This window comes from Bordetella muralis (genome assembly GCF_054781015.1).
Window position 1 is genome coordinate 108,342 of sequence record NZ_BAAGVF010000006.1, and the last position, 20,054, is coordinate 128,395.

Annotated in this window: 20 protein-coding genes; 17 read left to right on the forward strand and 3 right to left on the reverse strand. The window is 60.5% G+C overall.

Going from position 1 to position 20,054, the window contains the following annotated elements:
• Nucleotides 1–44 precede the first annotated feature (44 nt).
• Nucleotides 45–1,649: an ATP-dependent DNA ligase gene (locus ACYVIT_RS11525; protein ID WP_415806137.1), complete on the forward strand. Its 1,605-nt coding sequence runs from the start codon at nucleotides 45–47 to the stop codon at nucleotides 1,647–1,649.
• A complete protein-coding gene (locus tag ACYVIT_RS11530) occupies nucleotides 1,646–2,068 on the forward strand; it encodes a DEAD/DEAH box helicase (protein ID WP_415806138.1) in 423 nt (140 codons plus the stop codon). The genes ACYVIT_RS11525 and ACYVIT_RS11530 overlap by 4 nt, the downstream gene beginning before the upstream one ends.
• On the opposite strand, the gene ACYVIT_RS11535 is transcribed toward ACYVIT_RS11530, so the two are convergent.
• From ACYVIT_RS11535 to ACYVIT_RS11545, 3 genes are all read right to left on the reverse strand, one after another.
• The gene (locus tag ACYVIT_RS11535; protein WP_415806139.1) at nucleotides 2,024–2,485 is read right to left on the reverse strand and encodes a hemerythrin domain-containing protein; all 462 of its coding nucleotides are present in this window, start codon (nucleotides 2,483–2,485) and stop codon (nucleotides 2,024–2,026) included. The two genes, ACYVIT_RS11530 and ACYVIT_RS11535, sit on opposite strands and share 45 nt — an antisense overlap.
• Before the next feature lie 87 nt (nucleotides 2,486–2,572).
• Nucleotides 2,573–3,469, reverse strand: coding sequence for a hypothetical protein (locus tag ACYVIT_RS11540; RefSeq protein WP_415806140.1), 897 nt, complete (start codon nucleotides 3,467–3,469; stop codon nucleotides 2,573–2,575).
• 138 nt (nucleotides 3,470–3,607) lie between these two features.
• Nucleotides 3,608–3,712 (reverse strand): entericidin A/B family lipoprotein, encoded by a 105-nt coding sequence (locus ACYVIT_RS11545; protein WP_415806265.1) that lies wholly within the window; start codon nucleotides 3,710–3,712, stop codon nucleotides 3,608–3,610.
• A 243-nt stretch (nucleotides 3,713–3,955) separates the two neighbouring features.
• On the opposite strand from ACYVIT_RS11545, the gene ACYVIT_RS11550 reads away from it, so the two are divergent.
• The 15 genes from ACYVIT_RS11550 (at nucleotide 3,956) to ACYVIT_RS11620 (ending at nucleotide 20,053) form a co-directional block, all read left to right on the forward strand.
• Complete coding sequence (locus ACYVIT_RS11550) at nucleotides 3,956–4,765, forward strand: GntR family transcriptional regulator (RefSeq protein WP_415806141.1); 810 nt, start codon at nucleotides 3,956–3,958, stop codon at nucleotides 4,763–4,765.
• A 20-nt stretch (nucleotides 4,766–4,785) separates the two neighbouring features.
• The gene (locus ACYVIT_RS11555; RefSeq protein ID WP_415806142.1) at nucleotides 4,786–5,991 is read left to right on the forward strand and encodes an ABC transporter substrate-binding protein; all 1,206 of its coding nucleotides are present in this window, start codon (nucleotides 4,786–4,788) and stop codon (nucleotides 5,989–5,991) included.
• Between the two features lie 3 nt (nucleotides 5,992–5,994).
• On the forward strand, nucleotides 5,995–6,870 hold the full coding sequence (locus ACYVIT_RS11560) for a branched-chain amino acid ABC transporter permease (protein WP_415806143.1): 876 nt from the start codon (nucleotides 5,995–5,997) through the stop codon (nucleotides 6,868–6,870).
• Between the two features lie 2 nt (nucleotides 6,871–6,872).
• Nucleotides 6,873–7,841, forward strand: a complete 969-nt coding sequence (locus ACYVIT_RS11565; protein WP_415806144.1) for a branched-chain amino acid ABC transporter permease — start codon at nucleotides 6,873–6,875, stop codon at nucleotides 7,839–7,841.
• Nucleotides 7,834–8,589: an ABC transporter ATP-binding protein gene (locus ACYVIT_RS11570; RefSeq protein ID WP_415806145.1), complete on the forward strand. Its 756-nt coding sequence runs from the start codon at nucleotides 7,834–7,836 to the stop codon at nucleotides 8,587–8,589. The genes ACYVIT_RS11565 and ACYVIT_RS11570 overlap by 8 nt, the downstream gene beginning before the upstream one ends.
• The gene (locus tag ACYVIT_RS11575; RefSeq protein ID WP_415806146.1) at nucleotides 8,586–9,296 is read left to right on the forward strand and encodes an ABC transporter ATP-binding protein; all 711 of its coding nucleotides are present in this window, start codon (nucleotides 8,586–8,588) and stop codon (nucleotides 9,294–9,296) included. The genes ACYVIT_RS11570 and ACYVIT_RS11575 overlap by 4 nt, the downstream gene beginning before the upstream one ends.
• Nucleotides 9,296–10,561 (forward strand): 3-isopropylmalate dehydratase large subunit, encoded by a 1,266-nt coding sequence (locus ACYVIT_RS11580; RefSeq protein WP_415806147.1) that lies wholly within the window; start codon nucleotides 9,296–9,298, stop codon nucleotides 10,559–10,561. The genes ACYVIT_RS11575 and ACYVIT_RS11580 overlap by 1 nt, the downstream gene beginning before the upstream one ends.
• 67 nt (nucleotides 10,562–10,628) lie before the next feature.
• The gene (locus ACYVIT_RS11585) at nucleotides 10,629–11,111 is read left to right on the forward strand and encodes a LeuD/DmdB family oxidoreductase small subunit (RefSeq protein WP_415806148.1); all 483 of its coding nucleotides are present in this window, start codon (nucleotides 10,629–10,631) and stop codon (nucleotides 11,109–11,111) included.
• Between the two features lie 23 nt (nucleotides 11,112–11,134).
• A complete protein-coding gene (locus ACYVIT_RS11590; RefSeq protein ID WP_415806149.1) occupies nucleotides 11,135–12,805 on the forward strand; it encodes a hydantoinase B/oxoprolinase family protein in 1,671 nt (556 codons plus the stop codon).
• Nucleotides 12,802–14,850 carry a hydantoinase/oxoprolinase family protein gene (locus tag ACYVIT_RS11595; protein ID WP_415806150.1) on the forward strand — a complete coding sequence of 683 codons (2,049 nt, stop codon included), beginning with the start codon at nucleotides 12,802–12,804 and terminating at the stop codon, nucleotides 14,848–14,850. The genes ACYVIT_RS11590 and ACYVIT_RS11595 overlap by 4 nt, the downstream gene beginning before the upstream one ends.
• Before the next feature lie 11 nt (nucleotides 14,851–14,861).
• On the forward strand, nucleotides 14,862–15,458 hold the full coding sequence (locus ACYVIT_RS11600) for a cysteine hydrolase family protein (RefSeq protein ID WP_415806151.1): 597 nt from the start codon (nucleotides 14,862–14,864) through the stop codon (nucleotides 15,456–15,458).
• 86 nt (nucleotides 15,459–15,544) lie between these two features.
• Nucleotides 15,545–16,885 (forward strand): FAD-dependent oxidoreductase, encoded by a 1,341-nt coding sequence (locus tag ACYVIT_RS11605; RefSeq protein ID WP_415806152.1) that lies wholly within the window; start codon nucleotides 15,545–15,547, stop codon nucleotides 16,883–16,885.
• Nucleotides 16,886–16,980: 95 nt separating this feature from the next.
• Nucleotides 16,981–17,838: an isocitrate lyase/PEP mutase family protein gene (locus ACYVIT_RS11610; protein ID WP_415806153.1), complete on the forward strand. Its 858-nt coding sequence runs from the start codon at nucleotides 16,981–16,983 to the stop codon at nucleotides 17,836–17,838.
• A gap of 172 nt (nucleotides 17,839–18,010) precedes the next feature.
• Nucleotides 18,011–19,042 carry a hypothetical protein gene (locus tag ACYVIT_RS11615; protein WP_415806154.1) on the forward strand — a complete coding sequence of 344 codons (1,032 nt, stop codon included), beginning with the start codon at nucleotides 18,011–18,013 and terminating at the stop codon, nucleotides 19,040–19,042.
• Nucleotides 19,043–19,072: 30 nt separating this feature from the next.
• Nucleotides 19,073–20,053, forward strand: coding sequence for a Bug family tripartite tricarboxylate transporter substrate binding protein (locus ACYVIT_RS11620; RefSeq protein WP_415806155.1), 981 nt, complete (start codon nucleotides 19,073–19,075; stop codon nucleotides 20,051–20,053).
• Nucleotide 20,054 lies beyond the last annotated feature (1 nt).

The window sequence follows — 20,054 nt, forward strand, 5'->3', positions numbered from 1 at the left end:
ATTCGTCTTGTTTAGACCTTCGGGTGGAGAAAACTAGGGCGTGTATGAAACGATTCGCGGCACTCTATCAGGATCTGGACCGCTCTACTGCCACCTTGGACAAGCGGGCAGCCCTGGTGGCATATTTCCGCGATGCGCCGCCACGCGATGCCGCCTGGGCACTGTTTCTGTTCGCTGGGGGAAAAATCACCAGCGCGCGCCGCAAGATCGCAGCGGTAGGCGAGTTGCGCGCCTGGGTAGCCGATGCCTCGAATACGGCCCCTTGGCTGGTCGAGGCCAGCTACGAACAGGTGGGTGATCTGGCAGAGACGCTGGCCCTGTTGGTGCCCGACCCGGAACAGGCGATTGCCGAACGCAGCCTGGCCGAGTGGATCGAAGAAATCCTGGTGCCGGTGGCCAACCGGGATGAGGCCGAGCGTCGAGACGTCATCGTGTCGGCATGGCATGGCCTGTCGTTTGACGAACGTCTCGTCTTTAACAAACTATTGACGGGCGCGTTGCGCGTCGGTGTCTCGCAGCGCCTGGTGCAGCAGGCGCTGGCAGAAATGTCGGGAGTCCCTATCGCCCGCATCGCCCAGCGCATGATGGGCGCGTGGACGCCTAGTCCAGCGTTTTTGCTCACATTGCTCAGTACCGAAGAATTGCCGGGGGATCGTCAGCAGCCGTATCCATTTTTTCTGGCTTCTCCGCTCGAGAGCGAGCCGGCGAGTCTGGGATCTATCGACGAGTGGGTGCTGGAGTGGAAATGGGACGGTATTCGCGCTCAGTTGATCCGGCGTCATCGCGAGGTTGCGCTGTGGTCGCGTGGCGAGGAACGTCTGGACGGGCGGTTTCCTGAGGTCGAGGACGCAGCGGCCGCGTTGGACGCGGATTGTGTGCTGGATGGCGAGTTGCTGGCGTGGCAGGACGACGCGTCCGCGCCCATGCCGTTCTCGGCATTGCAGACACGTATCCAGAGGTTGAAGCCAGGCCCGAAATGGCTGGCCGAGGCGCCCGTGCGGATGCTGGTGTATGACATGCTGGAGCTCAATGGAAGGGACCTGCGTGAGCTGCCTCAGTTAGAGCGGCGTCGTCAACTCGAAGCGCTGTTGCAGCGCAATCCAGATACGCGGCTATGTCTCTCGCCTTTGATTCCACTGTCTGACTGGGACGCGGCAACAACGTTACGAGAGGAGTCGCGCGAGCGCGGCGTAGAGGGCTTTATGCTCAAGCGAGCCAGTGCGCCATATCAGAGCGGCAGGCGGCGCGGAGATTGGTGGAAATGGAAAGTCGATCCTCTGACGGTCGACGCCGTGCTGTTATATGCGCAGGCGGGCCATGGGCGGCGCAGCACACTTTATACCGATTACACATTCGGCTTGTGGGACGGGGATACCTTGGTGCCGGTCGCCAAGGCTTATTCCGGTCTCGACGACAAGGAAATCTTGACGCTGGATCGTTGGGTGCGCGCGCACACGCTTGAGCGTTTTGGGCCGGTCAGGTCCGTCAATCCTGTCCAGGTTTTCGAGTTGGGTTTCGAAGGCGTCAACCTTTCCAAGCGCCATAAATCGGGTGTCGCAGTGCGTTTCCCGCGTATCCTGCGCTGGCGGCACGATAAGCCGGCGGCCGAGGCAGATCAGTTGGACACCCTAAAGGCATTGGCGCGATGACAGGCCGGCCGCGTCGCTGGGACGCACCTCTAGCCGCGTGGTTTCAAGCGCGTGGCTGGAAGGCAGCCGCATTTCAGCGTGAGGTGTGGCAGCGGTATCTGGCAGGCGAATCGGGTGTGTTGCATACGCCGACAGGCAGTGGCAAGACGCTGGCGGCATTTGGTGGACCGGTACTGGAGGCGCTGGCAGAGCCCGTTGTGACGCGGCCGCCTGCGGCGCACGGCCCTCGTGTCCTGTGGGTCACTCCGTTGCGCGCGCTCGCTGCGGACACCACGCAGGCACTGGCGCAGGTCGTGACGGACAGTGATGACGACGTATACGTTTTGAGAATCTTCAGTGCGTGGCCGCTGCGTGTCATACGCGGACGGTTTCCGTTATTGATTGGCCAGCTTCTCTTTCATACGGGCATAGTCTTGTAGATATTCCCGGCCCAATCGGATTTTTTCCCTTTCGCTGAGGATTTTTCCAGAGATCTGGAAGAACTTCTTTTCCTCTTCGCGCAGGTGGTGACGGACCTCGTCGGATAGCTTTTTCGCTTTGGAAAGCCAGCTGCCGCCACGTGTTTCGGCCTTGCCGAGGTCTTCGACATACTCGTCGATCTCATGATGCTCGGCCAAGGCATGGCGCGAAGAATCCAGGCCCATGTCGTCCATCAGGATGGGAGCATACAGAAAACGTTCTTCCGCAGCCGCGTGAGCAGCGAGCTCGATCTTGAGTGCCTTGTAGATTTCGAGGCGGCGCTCACTGTGCGGAGCTGCGAGTAGCAGCTTTCTGCAGAGTGAGCGCTGGATTTCATGACTTTCGCGCAGAGCATCATAAATATTGGCAGCAGCCATAGTGCCTCCTTTTTTATGAGAAAAGCCGAGTCCGGCGGCGCCCTCGACACCGGAACTTTACATCCATTATCGAGGAGCAGCCGTGCTTTAGCGATCGCGGGCGCGTCCGCCGATCGTTGCGCAGAAGCTTGCCACGAAAGCCCCCACCAGTAACGACGCAAAAGCCCACAGCGAGAAGCCGGCAGCGGCCTTGCGTGTGGCATCGGCGGCTTCGCGGGCCGTTTGTTCGGCTTCGCGTGCGGTTTGTTCTGCTTGTTCTTTGATCTGGGTCAGGCGTTGCTGGGCCGTGGATTCGTCTACGCCTGCACGTTGCGCGATCAGTTTGACGAGGTAGTCCTGGTCTGTCTCGGACAGTTCGCCGGTAGCGAGACTGCGACCGAGTATGCGTGACGTCTCTTGTCGCACATCGCCTTGGGCCGTCGCTACCAAGGGATCATTGGGACGTAACAGCGCATCGGTGAAATAGTCCAGGGAAAGGCGATCTGCGCTTTCTTGCATGGATTGCCCGGCGGTTGCGGTGACGGCTCCTGCACTGGCCCCTGCCAGCGTGGCGCCTGCTTTGGCGGTGCCCGAGACGACCGATGCGACCGTGGTGCCCAAAAGAATCAGTCCCACCACGGCACTCAATGCCCAGACCAGAAAACCGTGAGCGGTATCGCGAAAATAGATTTCATCGTCGTGGACGTCCGTCCATTTTGTACGCAGCCGCCCCGCGGTGTAGCCGGCGATCCCGTAGGCGATGATGTGTGTGAAGAAGAGCCAGATGATGGATCCTACGGCGAGAGCCGGCCCGGAGGCTCCCTCGTCCCGCCAGGGAGACATCGAGACGAGCCCGAGTCCTGTACCACCGATGACCAACATCGCCGATACCGCCGAGGCGATGACGGCCCCGGCGATGACGGCGCCCCACGATACCGCGGAGTGTGGCGACTCTACGCCGCTCACGTCACGAGCATAAGAAGTCACGGACTGATCATTCTGCATGACATTTCCTTGTTTTGGTTGAAGTCACCTGCACTGAGTGGTCAGTGCCAGAATAGGGCTAGCAAAATGATGATCGGGATGGGTACACCCAGCAGCCACAAAAGTATGGATCGCATATCGTCTCCTTATTGAGGGCAGTTATTGCGACTTTTCCTGAATTTTTTCCCCACCGCGTTCAATGTCCTGTCCGGCCCCGTGCATCGTGTTGCAGCCGGCGGTGAGGCTTGCGGCGACCAGCGCCATGATCAGGAAGAATTGACGGCTTTTCATGGTGTGTCCTTGACAGAGTGTTGACGTGCCGTGCGTCAGCAAGTCGCGTGCCTGACCTGCCTTTGGCGAGGGCGGAGAGGGAACCGCCTTGAGCTTGGGCAGATCGACGCCTCAGAAAACCGGGGCGTGGCCGATATTGGTAATTACCCGATAGAACAGGTATATCCTTATTTGTTCTATTGACGATACATTGGGACATGGACAGAATCCTTGTCCATGGGAACCTCCTTACCGCTACCGAAATATCACCAGATCTATCTCGTCTTGCGCGAGCAGTTGCAAGAAGGGCGTTTCGATCAGGACGGCGTGCCGGGCGAGCTCGCGTTGGCTACGCAGTTCGAGGTGGCGCGCATCACCATTCGCAAGGCAATGGAGATGCTGGTGGCAGATGGGCTCGTGTCGCGCCGCCCGGGATTGGGTACGTGGCCGACACGGCATGCGCCCACCGACGGTGCCCGTGATTCCAGCAGTGCGACAACGCGCCCGCGCCAAAAGGCCCATCTGGTGGGCCTGATGGAAAACATCGTCAATATGGGCTTGCGCACGTCGGTGCATGTGTTGGACAGCGAGTTGGTCAACGCCTCGCCTGCGGTGGCCGAATCACTGGAGATCCCGGTGGGCACGCCCGTCCACAAAAGCCTGCGGGTGCGCAGCACCGAGGCGGGGCCTTTGTCCCATATCACCACCTATGTGCCGCAAGCCGTGGCGAATTTCAGCCGTGCGGACCTGGAACGTCAACCGCTGTTGATGTTGTTGGAGGCGGCTGGCGTCGAATTCGGTGGCGCTACACAGACTATCGGAGCTCGCTTGGCAGATGCGCAGATCGGCCGCCATTTGGATGTGGCGGTGGGATCGGCGTTGCTGTCGGTGGTTCGTCTGGTGCGTGATGTGAATGATCGTCCGGTGCAGTTGCTGCATGGTTTGTACCGTCCGGATCGCTATCAATATCAATTACAGCTGTCGCGCGTCGGGGACATCGACGCCAAGGTCTGGGTCAGCGAAGAGCTCTCGGCCCAATTTCATTAAGTCTCTTTCGGAGTTTTGCCATGACGACGCGCCGTACTTTTTTGACGCAGTCTGCCGCCGCGGCTGCTGTGTTATCCGCACCCTGGGTGGTGCGCGCCCAGTCCGCCACGCCGGTGAAAGTCGGCGTTCTGCATCCGGTGACGGGCGCGTTGGCGTATTCGGGACAGCAATGCCGTTTGGGGGCTCTGCTGGCCATCGAGGACATCAACAAGGCTGGTGGCATCAAGGCGTTGGGCGGTGCAAAGATCGAGGCTCTGTTGGGCGACGCGCAATCGCGTCCCGAGGCAGGCTCTGCCGAGGTGGAAAAAATGAATGCCGCAGGCGTGTCGGCGATTGTGGGCGCGTACGCATCCGCCATCTGTCTGGCGACGACGCAGACGGCGGCCAAATATGGACTGCCTCACGTGGTGGACGTCGGTGTGGCGGATCAGATCGTCGAGCGGGGCTTGAAAAATACCTTCCGTTTTGGGCCGGGCTATCGTACATGTACTGAGCGCGCGATTACTGATCTGGTGGCGTTGAATGACGCAGCAGGCAAGCCGGCAAAGACCGTGATGATCGTGCATGAGGATTCGTTGTTCGGTACGGGAACGGCAGCCTTGCTGTCCAAGACATTGCCCGAACACGGTTTCGAGGTGAAAGAGGTCGTCAAACATCCGAACCCGACCCGGGACTTCAACAATATCGTGCTGCGCATGCGCTCGGTGAATCCGGACATCGTGATTCCGGCAAACTACTACAACGAGTACGCCTTGCTATTGCGTGCGATGAAGCAGCAGAAGGTCAGCCCGAAGGCCATTTATTCCGTATTGGGCGGCGCAGCGTCGAGCTATAAATTCCTGAAAGAATTCCCCGATGTGGCCAACGGCATCATCGATTGCAATCATTGGTTCAATCCCAAAGACGCGCGCGTCGCGCCGCTGAAAGCACGTGTCGAGGAAAAGGGCGCGTATTTCAGCTACGAGGTCTTTATGACCTATGTCAGCGTCTACTTGTTGGTCGATGCGATCGAACGCGCCAAATCCACGGACCGGGCGGCGATCACCGAGGCATTGGCCAGCAGCACGTTCTCGGATCATCTGATGCCGTATGGCCCGACGAAATTCGTGAATGGCCAGAACACGGGTGCGCAGCCCCTGCTGACGCAGGTGATCGATGGCGATATCAAGGTCATCATCCCTGAGGAATACCGTCAGGCCAATGCGCAGTTTCCGGTAAAGGCCTAAGCGATGTTGTGGGATCCCGCTATTCTATTGTCTGCCGTGCTCAACGGCCTGACCACCGGCGCGGTGTACGCGCTGGTGGCGTTGGGCTTGACGCTGATTTACGGTGTTTTGCACATCATCAATTTCGCGCACGGTGCCGCCCTGATGGTGGCGTTGTACGCCGTGTATCTGTTGAAAGAGCGTTTGGGGCTGGATCCCTATATGGCGCTGCCGTTCGTGATGGCGGGCATGTTTGTGCTGGGGTATTTCCTGCAGCGCGTCATCATCAGCCGCGCCAGCCACGGTAAGGACGAGAACATTCTTTTGGTGACCTTGGGCCTGTCGATCGTGCTCGAGAACCTGGCGCTGGTGTGGTTCAAGTCGGATACGCGAAGTATTGATACGGCCTATACCCTGTCTACGGTGGAAATCGGGCCGGCGTTGATTGCATTGCCTAAAGTCATTGCCTTTGCCGGTGCGATGGTGGTGGCGGCCGTGTTGCTGTGGGTGATCCGCCGCACCGATCTGGGCCGCGCCATACGCGCCGTGGCAAAGGAAAAGCAGGGCGCCAAACTGATGGGTATAGACGTCGAACGCGTGTACGCCTTGTCGTTTGCCATAGGCATGGCCTGTCTGGGCGCTGCTGCCTGTTTCCTGTTGCCTGCGTACTACGTCAATCCGCAGGTGGGCAGCGGCTTTGTGCTGATCGCTTTCACCATCGTGGTGTTGGGCGGCATGGGCAGCTTTGCCGGAGCCCTGGTCGGCGGCTTGTTGATTGGCGTGGTGGAGTCGCTTGGGGGGTTGTTCCTGGGCGACTCGCTGGGCCAGATGGGCATCTTTGCCATCTTTATTCTCGTGTTGCTGTTTCGCCCGCAGGGGCTGTTTGGGGCGAGGGCGTAACCATGAAGGATTTATACGGGATCCTGATTTTCGGCCTGGCGGTGGCTGTGGCGACGATGTTCGTCCAGTCCGGCGTATGGCTGACATTCATCATGATGTCGCTGTATGCGGCGTTGCTGGCGCAAGCGTGGAACATTCTGGGCGGCTATGGCGGGCAGTTATCGTTTGGCCACGCCCTGTTCTTCGGTGTCGGGGCCTATGCGCAGGCGTTAGGGCAGTTGAACTTCGGTATTAATCCATGGGCGGTGTTGCCGGTAGCGATCGTCTGTGGCGCGGCCGTGGGGTTGGTCGTAGGGGGATTGACCTTTCGCTACGGTTTGCGCGGCTCATATTTCGCATTGGTGACCTTGGCCTTTGCCGAGGTGTTTCGCATCATCGCCGGATCGGTGTCGTTCACGGGCGGCGGTGTGGGTTTGATGGTGCCGCTGAAAGAGGGCGTGGCCAATATGCAGTTTGCCTCGCGTCACGGCTATATCTATTTGATTCTGGTGTTCGTGTTGTTGGCACTGGGTGTCACGGCGTGGTTGCGGCATTCGCGTTTCGGCGCCTATCTGCAAGCCGTGCGTGATAACGAGGATGCGGCGCGCGCCATCGGTGTGGACCCGTTGAATATCAAGCTCAAGGGCATTGCGATCTCGGCGGCGTTCATGAGCGCGGCTGGGGCGTTCTACGTGCAGGTGTTCCAGTATATTGATCCGTCGATTGCGTTCGGGCCTGCTGTATCGGTCGAGGCGCTGGTAGGGGCCATTGTCGGTGGCATCGGCACGCTATGGGGCCCGATTGCGGGCGCGGTAGCGTTGCATGTATTGGCGGACTTTACGCGCAACCTGTTTGGCGAGCTACCAGGTATCAGCATGGTGATATACGGCATCGTGCTGATTGCGATCGTGATGTTTGCGCCGCGTGGGCTGTCGGGCTATGGCCAACCAGTGATGCGCCTGTTTAGCCAGAAGGGGCGCAACCATGGCTGACATCTTGCTTCAGGCAGAAAATCTGTCGATTACGTTTGGCGGCGTGAAAGCCGTACAGGATGTGAGCCTGGCCGTGCCGCGCGGCAGCTTGACTGCGTTGGTCGGGCCGAATGGCGCCGGTAAAACCACGCTATTCGGTTTGTTGTCGGGGTTCTTGCGCGCACAACAGGGACGTGTCGTCTTTGACGGTACGGACATCACCGGAATGGCGCCCCAACGCTCGGCACAGTTGGGGCTGACTCGTACCTTTCAGGTGGTGCAGCCCTTCGGCGCGCAGACAGTGCGGCAGAACATTGCCGTAGGAGCGCATTTGCGAGTCGCCAATCGCGCCCAGGCGCTGGAGGCTGCCGAAGCCATTGCGAGACGCGTGAATCTGCATCGCCAATTGGACAAACCGGCCGCCGATCTGACCGTGGCGGGCCGCAAGCGGCTGGAGCTGGCCCGCGCCTTGGCCACTCAACCTCGTGTGTTATTGCTGGACGAAGTGCTGGCGGGCCTGAATCCCGCCGAGATTGACGAGATGATTCCGGTGGTGCGTCAGTTGACTGCGGATGGCATCACCGTTTTGATGATCGAACACGTGATGCGCGCCGTGATGAGCCTGGCTGAACATGTGTGGGTTTTGGCGCAGGGGCGATTGATCGCCGAGGGCGCGCCGTCGGTGGTGACTCGTGATGCGGCGGTGGTCGAGGCATATCTCGGTCATGGCGCCGCGGCGCGCATCGCTGCCATGGAGGTGCGGGCATGAGCGCGTTACTGGAAGTCAGCGGCTTGCGAGCCGGCTATGGCCGTATGGAGGTCCTGCGCGGCGTCGACCTGCATGTCGAACAGGGCGAGATTGTCGTATTGCTGGGCAGTAACGGTGCGGGCAAGTCCACGCTGAACAACACGTTATGCGGCATTTATCGCCCCTGGGAAGGCCAGGTACGTTTTGATGGCCAGAACTTGACGGGCAAGCATTACCGCGAGGTAGTCAAGGCCGGCTTGATCCAGGTGCCGGAGGGACGCCGGGTATTTCCCAATCTCAGTGTGCGTGAGAACCTGGAATTAGGCTCTTTCACGCGGGCGCGTGAACGCCGCGCCGCAAATCTGGATCGGGTGTTGACGATTTTCCCCCGTCTGGGTGAGCGTTTGACGCAATTCGCGGGGACGATGTCCGGCGGCGAGCAGCAGATGCTGGCGATCGGACGTGGTTTGATGGCCGAGCCGCGCTTGCTGATTTTGGACGAACCTTCATTGGGGCTGTCGCCGCTGATGGTAGAAGAAATGTTCGGCTTGATCAGCCGTTTGCACGACGATGGTTTGTCGATCTTGCTGGTCGAGCAGAACGTGGGCCAATCGCTCGAAGTCGGACAGCGAGCCTACGTACTGGAAGACGGCGCCATTCGCCATAGCGGCGGCTGTGCAGAGTTGATGGCCAGCGATGATGTGCGACGAGCATATTTGGGGATGTAATGATGAAGCAGACCCTGGCACAAAAACTGATCGCCGCTGCGAGCGGTCGCGATTCGGTCGCCGAAGGCGAGATCGTGACGTGCTCCGTAGATCTGGCGATGTTCCATGATTCCAGTGGCCCTCGCCGGCTGGAGCCCATGTTGCGCGAATTGGGCGCGACGATCTGGGATCGCAACAAAGTGGTGCTGGTGATCGATCACTATGTGCCGGAATCGGACGACGAATCGCGCCGCATCGTGCGTATTGCGCGGGATTGGGCGCGCAGCGAGCGCTTGCCCCATGTCTATGACAGCCAGGGCATCTGCCATGTCGTGGTGCCGCAGGGCGGTCATTTGCGCCCGGGGATGTTCTGTGTCGGTGGGGATTCGCATTCACCGACCGGCGGGGCGTTTGGCGCGTATATGTTCGGCGTGGGCAGTACCGAAATGCTGGGCGTGGTCGTCACGGGGCAGATCTGGGTCAAGGTGCCACGGACCCTGATGATGCGCTGGAACGGCCGCCTCGGCGATGGCGTGACGGCCAAGGACATGATGCTGCACCTGATTGGCCGCTATGGCATGAACGGCGGACAGTATCAGGCGGTGGAATTCTGCGGCGAGGCAGTACGGGCATTGTCCATGCCCGAGCGCATGACCCTGTCCAATATGAGTGCGGAACTAGGATCGCAAGTCGGGCTGGTGGCCCCGGACGAGACGACTGCCGCCTGGCTGCGCGAGGTCGGTGTGACCGAGCCGCTGGACGTGCAGCGCTGGCACAGCGATGAGGGCTGCGATGCCGAATGGCATGACTTTGATGCCAGTGCATTGGCGCCGCAGGTGGCCGCCCCGCATAGCCCCGCCAATGCGCGCGATGCGGGCAGTTATCACGACATAGCGGTGCAGGCAGCGTATATCGGCGCATGTACCGGCGCCAAACTGGAGGACCTGCGCGCCGCCGCCAGAGTGTTGCGTGGCAAGCGTCTGGCAGACGGTATGTGCCTGATCGTCGCGCCGGCCAGCATGAAAGACCAGGCCGCCGCGACACAAGAGGGCGTGATGCAAGTGTTGACGGACGCCGGGGCGCAAGTATTGCCCACCACATGCGGCGCGTGTGCCGGTTACGGCGGCTCGATCCCGGATGGCGCCACGGTGATTTCCAGCACGGCCCGCAATTTCAAAGGCCGTATGGGCTCGGAGTCCGCACAGGTGTATTTAGGTTCGCCATACAGTGTGGCGGCTGCTGCCGTGGCGGGCCGCATTATCGACCCGCGTGAGGTGATGCAATGATGGCGCGATATCTTGACGTGCATAAGGCCCTGTGTCTGCCTGGCGTGGCGCAAAGCAGGAGAGTCCAATGAGCGCGCGCGTATGGCTTGTCGGTGAGGATATCGACACTGACGCCTTGGCGCCCGGCGCCTATATGAAGTTCGGCATTGACGAGATCGCGCGTCACTGCCTGCAACGGGTACGGCCCGATTTCGCCCCGGCGGTCCAACGTGGGGATGTCCTGGTCGCCGGACCCAATTTTGGCATTGGGTCCTCGCGCGAGCAGGCGGCCGCGGCACTGGTGCATTTGGGTGTAGCGGCGGTGATCGCCCCATCATTCAGCGGCTTGTTTTTCCGCAATGCCTTCAACGTGGGGTTATTGCTGTTGACGTGCCCGCAGGCGGAGCAATTGGCCGAGGGCGAGCGGGTCACGTTAGACCTGGACCATGGCCTCGTCCGCAACGAGAAAGGCCAGTCGCTGACCTGTGAACCCGTGCCGGATTTTCTGCTGGATATGGTGCGAGCGGGTGGCCTTTTGAATCTACTGAAGACGCGCAGCCGGCCGTCTTGATCACGACAAACTGGAATCGAATCATGCTTGACCCCGTGACCTTGGCCGTCCTGAAGGGACGGCTGGAACAGATCGCCGATGAGATGGATGCGACGCTGTATCGCAGCGCTTTCAATCCCATCATCGCAGAGGCCCATGATGCATGTCATGGCCTGTACGACGCCGAGTCGGGCGCGACCCTGGTACAAGGCAAATCCGGATTGCCGGTGTTTGTCGGCGCGATGTCCTTTGCCGTGCAGGCGGCCGCCCGTGCCGCTGCCGAACGTGGCGGGATGGTCGATGGCGATGTCTGGCTATTCAACGATCCCTATGACGGCGGCACACATGCCAACGATTTCAAGCTGGTGCGCCCCGTGTTCCGTGATGGCAAGCTGTTTTGCTTTCTGGCGTCGGCCGCCCACTGGCATGACATAGGCGGCGCCGTGCCTGGTAACTACAATCCATCGGCGACGGAGTGTTGGCAAGAGGCCGTGCAGATTCCGCCAGTGCGTATTGTGCGTGCGGGCACGCTGGATGCAGACGTATTGGCGATCTTGAAGGCGAATACACGCCTGCCCGACAGTCTCTGGGGCGATCTGAATGGTCAGTTGGCTGCGTTGGAGCTTGGGGCAGGGCGGCTGGACGGCTTGCTGGACGAGTACGGCGACAACACGGTCAAAGAGGCATTGGATACCTTGCGCCTGCGGGCGCTGCGTCTGATGCGTGATCACATCGAACGCCTGCCGGATGGTGAGTATGCCTTTGCGGATACGCTGGATAACGACGGGGTTCGCGACGAGACGTTGACCATTTCGCTGAAGCTGCGCGTGGCGGGCGACAGACTGACCCTGGATTTTTCCGAGACCTCGCCGTCATGTGCCGGTCCGGTGAACATTTCGCGCGCTACAGCCATCGCGGCTTGCTATGTGGCATTGAAGCACGTGTTCCCCGATGTGCCGGCTAATGCAGGGGTGCTGGACGCGGTGGATGTGGTTTTGCCTGATGGCTTGCTGATCTCGGCGGCGCGTCCGCGGCCGGTGGGAGGTTATACCGAAACCATTCTGCGCATGATCGATGTGATTTTCTGCGCCGTGGCCCAGGCCGCGCCAGAACGCGCACCTGCCCAAGCCTATGGCACCATCAATGCACTGTCGATCGCAGGCTACCGCAGCGACGAGGCGCGCAAGGGGCAGCGCTGGGTGATGTTCAGTTTCTTTGGCGGCGGACATGGCGGCCACAGCGATGGCGATGGGTTGTCGCACGGCAACGCACCGATTTCCACCGCTACCATTCCACCGCTGGAGATCCTGGAGGCCGCCTATCCCGTGCGTTTTACGCAATGGGCATTACGTCCCGATTCGGCAGGCGACGGCCAGCACCGTGGCGGTTTGGGCGCCATCTATGAAATCGAGCTGCTGGAAGACAGCGCCGAGGCTTTTATCTTTGGCGAACGCGGACGCAGCGCACCCAAGGGTATCGCTGGGGGAGCGCCGGCTGTTCCCAATGTCTTCAAATATGAAAACGAAGGGCAGTGGCATACGCCACCCATGACCTCAAAAATGCTGGGCATACGTTTGAAACGCGGTGAACGCGTGCGCCTCGAGACGCCGGGAGGCGGCGGCTACGGATCGCCGCAGGCCCGTTCTGCGGAGGCGCGCGAGCGCGACCAGAAAATGGGGTATGTCAGTCAAGCAGAACAGGAGCAGGCAGCATGAGCGCCGCGCAGCAATCGTTGGTGGTTGGGGTAGACGTCGGTGGGACGTTTACCGATCTTTTTGTACTGGATGAAAAAGCCGGCAGCGCCCGTGTGGTGAAAGTCCCCTCGACGCGCGGCGAAGAGGCTCGCGGTTTCATGAACGGCATCGAGCGTGTCGCCGATGGCGCCGATGCGATTGCGACCATCGTGCATGGCACGACGGTGGGCACCAATGCTTTGCTCGAACGTAAAGTCGCTCGTACGGGCATCATCACGACCGAGGGATTCCGCGATGTGCTGGAGATGCGCCGCCGTGACCGTCCGCAAACCTGGGGTCTGCGCGGCAATTACGAGCCCGTGGTATCGCGTGATTTACGTTTCGAGGTCCGCGAGCGAGTCTTGGCCGACGGAACGATTCATACGCAGGTTGATCTCGACCAAGTAGAGACGGCGGCACGCGAGCTGTTGACACTGGGCTGCGAGGCGGTGTGCGTGTTCTTTGTGAATGCCTACGCCAATCCGGCCAACGAGGCAGCCGCGGTCGCGCGTGTCCGCCAGATCTGGCCCAATGGCAATGTCACGGCTGCGACGGAAGTGCTGCCCGAGATCCGGGAGTTTGAACGCTGCTCGACGGCGACCTTGAATGCGTCGTTGCAGCCTGTCGTGGGCAGCTATCTCTCTCGTCTGGAAACCGATTTGAAAAGCCACGGGTTCGAGGGTGAACTGCTGGTGGTGCAAAGCAACGGCGGCGTCATGTCGCGTCAAACGGCATGCGATGTGCCGGTGCGTACGGCGCTATCAGGGCCGGCTGCGGGCGTGATCGCATGCGCAGCTATAGCGCGTGCGGCAGGGTTGCCGGACGTCGTGACAGGCGATATGGGCGGCACCTCATTCGACGTCTCGTTGGTCGCAGGCGGAGAGGCTTCGCTGGCCGCGCAGACATCGATTGAATTCGGTATGGTGGTGCGTGCGCCGATGATCCAGATCGAGACGATAGGCGCTGGAGGGGGTTCGATTGCCAGTGTCGATGCGGGCGGCCTGCTGCAGGTGGGGCCGGAGTCTGCCGGCAGTATTCCCGGGCCGGCGTGTTATGGGCGGGGGAATACGCGTCCCACGGTGACGGACGCCAATGTCTTGTTGGGCCGCATCGCCGCGGATCGTCCGTTAGGCGGCGGTCTGTTGGCGCAGATGAATACACAGTTGGCGCACACGGCGATCGACACGCACGTGGGACAGCCATTGGGTTTGGACGCGTATGCGGCCGCTGAAGCCATCCTGACAGTGGCCAATGCCAAAATGGCCGGTGCGATTCGGGTGGTCTCGATTGAACGCGGCCATGATCCGCGCAAGTTTGCCTATATGCCTTTTGGTGGCGGCGGTGCATTGCATGTGTGCGCCATGATGCGCGAGGTGGGCTGCACGCGAGGCCTGATTCCGCGCTTTCCCGGCGTGACATCGGCATTGGGCTGCGTGATGGCGGATATGCGTCATGACGGTGTGCAGACGCTGAACGTGACGCTGGACGGTTTGAACATTGATGAGTTGGTCGCGCGGATCGACGCCTTGGCCGAAGCCTGCCAGGCACGCCTGGATTCTGCAGGCGTAGCGTTCGAGGGCGTGCGCGAGAGTATTGAGCTGGATATGCTGTATGCAGGCCAGAGCCATACGGTGACCGTGGAGGTCTCGCGCGAGGCCCTGGACCGTACGGCTATCGGCGCAGCCTTTGAGGCCGCATATCGCCGTGCGTACGGCCGCAGCTTGCCCGGCATCGCGATCCGTGTCTTGAACTTGCGCTATGCACGGATCGGTCAGCGGCCCAAATTCGATCTGGCCTTGTTGGCCCCGACCGCGACTGACATGCCGGCATCATTGGGCACGCAGCGCGTCTATCACAGCGGACAATGGTGGGACGCGGCCCGGTATGAACGGCTGGCGCTGCCGATAGGCGCACACGTAGACGGGCCTGCGATCCTGGAGCAGCCCGACACCACGATTTGGCTGGAACCTGGATTCCGCGGCCAAGTGGACGCCCTGGGCAATCTCTTGATCGCGCGCCAGGAATAAGGAGCACGCTCGTGTCACATTCAACCGCACTCATCATCGTCGATCTGCAAAACGATTTTCTCGCGCCGGGTGGTGCCTATGATCGCGGCGGCGCGGTCAGCCCCGAGGCTCGTGCCTTGCCGCCGCGCGTGGCGCCTGTTGCGCGTGCGATCAAGGCGGCCGGGGGCTATGTGGCCGCCAGCCAATTCACCTTGTGGCCGGATGCTCAGGGCGAGCCGATGATCTCGCCGCATTTGCGCCGCCTGCGTCCGTTTTTGAAGCGCGGCGATTTTGTGGCGGGCAGCCCGGGCCATGGTTGTGTGGCCGAGTTGGATGGCCTGGTCGACGTGTCTGTCTGGAAAGTCGCGTATTCCGCGTTTTTCAATACGCAACTGGATTGGGTGCTGCGGCGCACAGGCATTGACCATGTGGCTGTTTGCGGCATCGTCACCAATGGCGGCGTTGCCAGCACGGTGCGCGATGCGCATATGCGCGATTATCACGTGACGGTATTGGCCGATGGATGTGCGGCGCCCAGACCCGAAATGCACGATGCCGCGTTGGCCGATCTTCGTACGGTGGCCGAGATCGTGACATGCCAGGAATTTGTCGAGAGTCTATCGCGATGAGTATGTCCGGTGTCATGCAGGAACCTGCAGCCGGTGGCGGCCATGGGCCTCGTATTCGGCGGGGCACTGGATCCGCTGGCGAGAATATGCCCGTTGTCATCATTGGTGCAGGCGCCTGCGGGCTGACGGCCGCCTGGCGGCTGGCGCGTGCAGGGATTGAGTGCGTGTTGATCGAGCGCGACACGGTGCCTAGCGGTTCGACAGCGTTGTCTTCAGGTTTTATCCCGGCGGCAGGGACACGTGCACAACAGGCTGCTGGCCTGACGGATAGTCCAACGGAATTCGCAGCAGATATTCATGCCAAGGCGCATGGCCAGGCAGCGTCCCATCTGGTGACCGCCTATACCGAGGCGATTCCTCAGGCGATCGATGCATTGCAAGAGGCCGGATTGGCGTTTGAGGTGCTGGACGGTTTTCTGTATCCCGGGCATCACAAACGCCGCATGCACAGCTTGCCCGAGCGCACCGGCGCTGCATTGGTGGGTGCGTTGACGAACACGGCCACCGAGGCCGGCGCGTATCTGTTGACGGACACCGTGGCGCGCGAATTATGGTGTGATGATGATGGCCGAATTACCGCCGTAGGCTGCGAGCGGCCCGATGGCGGCACGGAAGTGATCGGTTGCGATGTGCTGTTGCTCGCCTGCAATGGCTTTGGCGGCAATGATGCGATGCGCCGGGAATATCTGCCTGCCATGGCCGACGCCGTGTATGGCGGCCACGTTGGCAACGATGGCAGCGCGGTGCAATGGGGCCTGCAACTAGGCGCGCAATTGGCGGATATGGGCGGCTATCAAGGGCACGGCTCATGGGCGATTCCGCAAGGCGCGTTGATTTCGTGGGCGGTCATCATGGACGGAGGCGTGCAGATCAATCGGGCAGGGCAGCGTTTCCATGACGAAACACAGGGTTATTCCGAGGCTGCCGTACATGTATTGGCGCAACCGGACGGCGTGGCATGGAATGTGTTTGATGCCCAGACCTTGGCGCTGTTGCGGGAGTTCCCTGATTTCCAGGATGCGGAGGCAGGAGGTGCATTGCGGTGTGCCGAGGATGCGCAAGCACTGGCCGATATCATCGGCTGCAATAAGGAAACCCTGGCGGCCAGTCTGGCGTCGATTTCCCCCGGAAAGGACGACACGTTGGGACGCCGCTTTACGCGCAATCTTGTTGCGCCGTACTACGCGATCAAGGTCACTGGCGCGTTATTTCATACACAGGGCGGATTGGACATCGATGCGCAATGCCGGGTGCGGGATACGAACGGCCGGGCTTTTCCGAACCTGCTCGCGGCCGGCGGTGCCGCGCGCGGCGTGTCCGGCAATGAGGTGTCGGGCTATCTCTCGGGCAACGGTCTGTTGAGCGCCGTGGCAGGGGGCTATATCGCAGCTGCGACGGCCGCGGAATTGCTGGGCCGGCCGCTGTAGCGCTGTTCAGCGACAGATCAGGCCATTCCAATAGACGTAGGCCATGCGCTACGTCCCTGGGGCATCACTACTGAAGTTTCTCGGAGTCACAACGAATGAAAAAACTTGCACAACAGCTGGCTCAGGGTTGCGTTCTGGCCCCCGGCGTTTACGATGCCTTGTCCGCGTTGATCGCGGAACAGGCTGGCTTTGATGCGCTTTATCTCTCGGGCGCTTCCATTGCCTATACCCGATTGGGACGTTCCGACGTGGGGCTGACGACGTATACCGAGGTCGAGGATACCTTGGCCCGTATCGCCGAGCGCGTATCGGTGCCTGTGATCGTGGATGGGGATACCGGGTTCGGCAATGCGCTGAACGTGCAACGTACCGTGCGTGGCTTTGAGCGTGCAGGTGCGGCCATGATCCAGTTAGAAGATCAGACTTTCCCGAAACGCTGCGGCCATCTGGATGGCAAGACGGTGGTGCCGGCCAACGAAATGCGCGGAAAACTGCGCGCGGCCGTCGATGCCAGACATAGCGACGACACCCTGATTCTCGCGCGCACGGACGCCATCGCTGTCGAGGGTTTAGAGGCCGCTTTCGATCGCGCCGAACAATACCTCGAGGACGGCGCCGACGCCTTGTTTATCGAGGCGCTGCGCACGCCAGAGCAAATGCACGCTGCCTGCGCGCGCTTTGCGGGACGCGTGCCGTTGCTTGCCAATATGGTCGAAGGCGGCAAGACCCCGGTCAAAGCTGCCGTGGAATTAGCCGAGGTCGGTTTCCGTATCGTGATTTTTCCCGGCGGTACGGCACGAGCAGTGGCACATACTTTGGCAGGCTATTACGGCAGCTTGCGGCACAACGGCAGCACCGCGCCGTGGCGCGACCAGATGCTGGATTTTGATGGGCTCAATGAGGTCATTGGCACACCGGAACTGCTCGCCGCGGGGAAACGTTACGAGGGTTAGCGAAGCAGAAAGTTGGCTCACGCCATCGGGATATGAGTAAATTTCATCTAATCAATGAATATTTCTGACGAAATGCAGGTGGCATAGCGCGATAACGGGCTGTGAGCGTTATTTCGCACGATTATCGCCGTAGACTGCGGACTTCATTTTTTCCGAAGCTCGCGATTTCATCATGTCTGTCATTCTGCCCACCACACTCGTTGGATCTTATTCTCAGCCCGATTGGCTGATTGACCGTAGCAAACTGGCTGGACGCTTTCCGCCGCGTGTGCGCGCGCAGGAACTCTGGCGCGTGGCCCCGGAGTGGTTGGAACAGGCGCAGGATGATGCCACGCTGTTGGCTATCCGCGACCAGGAACGCGCCGGGATTGACATCATCAGTGATGGTGAGGCACGTCGCGAGAGCTATTCCAACCGTTTTGCTACGGCGCTGGACGGCGTGGATCTGGATAATCCCGGCACGGCCTTGGATCGTAGCGGCCACCCGAACCCCGTGCCGCGCATCACAGGCAAGATCCGTCGCCGCCATGCCGTGCAAGTACGTGATGTCGAGTTCTTGCGCGCCAACACCGATCGTCCAATCAAGATCACGGTGCCTGGCCCATTCACGATGGCACAACAGGCGCAAAACGATTTCTATGCCAGTGATGAAGACATGGCGATGGATTATGCGGTCGCGGTCAACGAAGAAATCCTGGATCTATTTGCCGCCGGCGCCAGCGTGGTGCAGATCGATGAACCCTATCTACAGGCTCGTCCTGAAAAAGCCCGGGATTTCGGTGTGCGTGTGCTGAACCGTGCATTGCAAGGCGTCACGGGCACGACCGCCGTGCATATCTGCTTTGGTTATGCCGCCATCATCCATGCCCGCCCAGAGGGGTATTCGTTCCTGCATGAGCTGGACGCCAGTCTCGCCAGCCAGATCTCGGTAGAGACCGCGCAATCGAATCTGGATTGCGCGATTCTGGAAAAATTGCCATCCAAGACCATCATGTTGGGAGTGCTGGATCTGTCTAATCCCGAAGTCGAAACGCCTGAAGTCGTGGCGCAGCGGATTCGCCGTGCGCTGCCCCACGTTCCGGTAGAGCGTCTGGTCATTGCGCCGGATTGCGGTCTCAAGTATCTGCCGCGCGATGTGGCGTACGGCAAGATGAAGGCCATGGTGGACGGCGCACGTATTGTGCGCGCGGAATTGGCGCGTTGATCGTTATTTTTCACGTTTTCGATATTGATCATGACGCGTTTTTTTAAAGCCGGTACTGCCGCCCTGAGCCTGGTGAGTCTGATTGCTGTGTCTGTGGCGGTACAGGCACAGGATGATTTCCCGTCTCACCCCATCACGATTGTGGTGCCGGTCCCCCCGGGAGGCATTGTCGACATGGCAGCGCGGCTGGCCAGCGAGCCGTTGACGCAAGGGTTGCATCAACCGGTGGTCGTGGACAATCGCACGGGTGCCAGCGGCAATATTGCCTATAACCATGTCGCCGAAGCACGGCCGGATGGCTATACCTTGTTGGCTTCGTACTCGATGTATCACGCCGGCAATCCCTCGCTGTTCACGAATCTGCGTTGGAACACGGATTCGTTTACGCCGGTAGGAATGGTGGCCGTCGCACCGAGCGTGGTGGTCGTGCATCCTTCGCTTCCCGTGCACAATCTGCGTGAACTGGTGGACTACGCCAAAGCGCATCCGGGCGAGGTGAACTACGCCTCGCAAGGCAGCGGTTCGATGCCACATGTGGGTACGGAACTCCTGCGCCAAATGACAGGAATAAACCTGGTCCACATTCCCTACAAAGGTTCTGGTCCCGCCATTCAAGACGTCCTGGCGGGTCAAGTACAGATGTTCATCACGACGCCACCTTCGGTCATCGGCCACATTCAACAAGGCAAACTGCGGGCCATTGCCGTGGCGAGCAAGCACCGTCTTTCCATGCTGCCCGATGTGCCGACGTCGAGCGAGCAGGGTTTCGACAATTTTGAATTGGATGCCTGGGTCTCGTTATTTGCGCCGGCAGGCACCCCCGCTGAGGTCATCAATCGTTTGACGCACGCGTTGCAGGCTGGGTTGGCACAGCCCATCTCGACAGAGCGTGCACACGCCGCGGGGGTCGAGGTGCGCTACGAGTCTCCTGAACAATTGGGCGAAACGGTCAAGACCGATACGGCGCATTGGTCACGGGTGATCAAGGCAGCGGGAATTGTGGCGAACTGAG

Coding starts and splice junctions, on each gene's coding strand:
- ACYVIT_RS11525 (WP_415806137.1), top strand. CDS start 45: ATGAAACGATTCGCGGCACTCTATCAGGATCTGGACCGCTCTACTGCC.
- ACYVIT_RS11530 (WP_415806138.1), top strand. CDS start 1,646: ATGACAGGCCGGCCGCGTCGCTGGGACGCACCTCTAGCCGCGTGGTTT.
- ACYVIT_RS11550 (WP_415806141.1), top strand. CDS start 3,956: ATGGGAACCTCCTTACCGCTACCGAAATATCACCAGATCTATCTCGTC.
- ACYVIT_RS11535 (WP_415806139.1), bottom strand. CDS start 2,485: ATGGCTGCTGCCAATATTTATGATGCTCTGCGCGAAAGTCATGAAATC.
- ACYVIT_RS11580 (WP_415806147.1), top strand. CDS start 9,296: ATGATGAAGCAGACCCTGGCACAAAAACTGATCGCCGCTGCGAGCGGT.
- ACYVIT_RS11615 (WP_415806154.1), top strand. CDS start 18,011: ATGTCTGTCATTCTGCCCACCACACTCGTTGGATCTTATTCTCAGCCC.
- ACYVIT_RS11620 (WP_415806155.1), top strand. CDS start 19,073: ATGACGCGTTTTTTTAAAGCCGGTACTGCCGCCCTGAGCCTGGTGAGT.
- ACYVIT_RS11595 (WP_415806150.1), top strand. CDS start 12,802: ATGAGCGCCGCGCAGCAATCGTTGGTGGTTGGGGTAGACGTCGGTGGG.
- ACYVIT_RS11555 (WP_415806142.1), top strand. CDS start 4,786: ATGACGACGCGCCGTACTTTTTTGACGCAGTCTGCCGCCGCGGCTGCT.
- ACYVIT_RS11560 (WP_415806143.1), top strand. CDS start 5,995: ATGTTGTGGGATCCCGCTATTCTATTGTCTGCCGTGCTCAACGGCCTG.
- ACYVIT_RS11575 (WP_415806146.1), top strand. CDS start 8,586: ATGAGCGCGTTACTGGAAGTCAGCGGCTTGCGAGCCGGCTATGGCCGT.
- ACYVIT_RS11605 (WP_415806152.1), top strand. CDS start 15,545: ATGCCCGTTGTCATCATTGGTGCAGGCGCCTGCGGGCTGACGGCCGCC.
- ACYVIT_RS11585 (WP_415806148.1), top strand. CDS start 10,629: ATGAGCGCGCGCGTATGGCTTGTCGGTGAGGATATCGACACTGACGCC.
- ACYVIT_RS11565 (WP_415806144.1), top strand. CDS start 6,873: ATGAAGGATTTATACGGGATCCTGATTTTCGGCCTGGCGGTGGCTGTG.
- ACYVIT_RS11610 (WP_415806153.1), top strand. CDS start 16,981: ATGAAAAAACTTGCACAACAGCTGGCTCAGGGTTGCGTTCTGGCCCCC.
- ACYVIT_RS11545 (WP_415806265.1), bottom strand. CDS start 3,712: ATGGCGCTGGTCGCCGCAAGCCTCACCGCCGGCTGCAACACGATGCAC.
- ACYVIT_RS11590 (WP_415806149.1), top strand. CDS start 11,135: ATGCTTGACCCCGTGACCTTGGCCGTCCTGAAGGGACGGCTGGAACAG.
- ACYVIT_RS11570 (WP_415806145.1), top strand. CDS start 7,834: ATGGCTGACATCTTGCTTCAGGCAGAAAATCTGTCGATTACGTTTGGC.
- ACYVIT_RS11540 (WP_415806140.1), bottom strand. CDS start 3,469: ATGCAGAATGATCAGTCCGTGACTTCTTATGCTCGTGACGTGAGCGGC.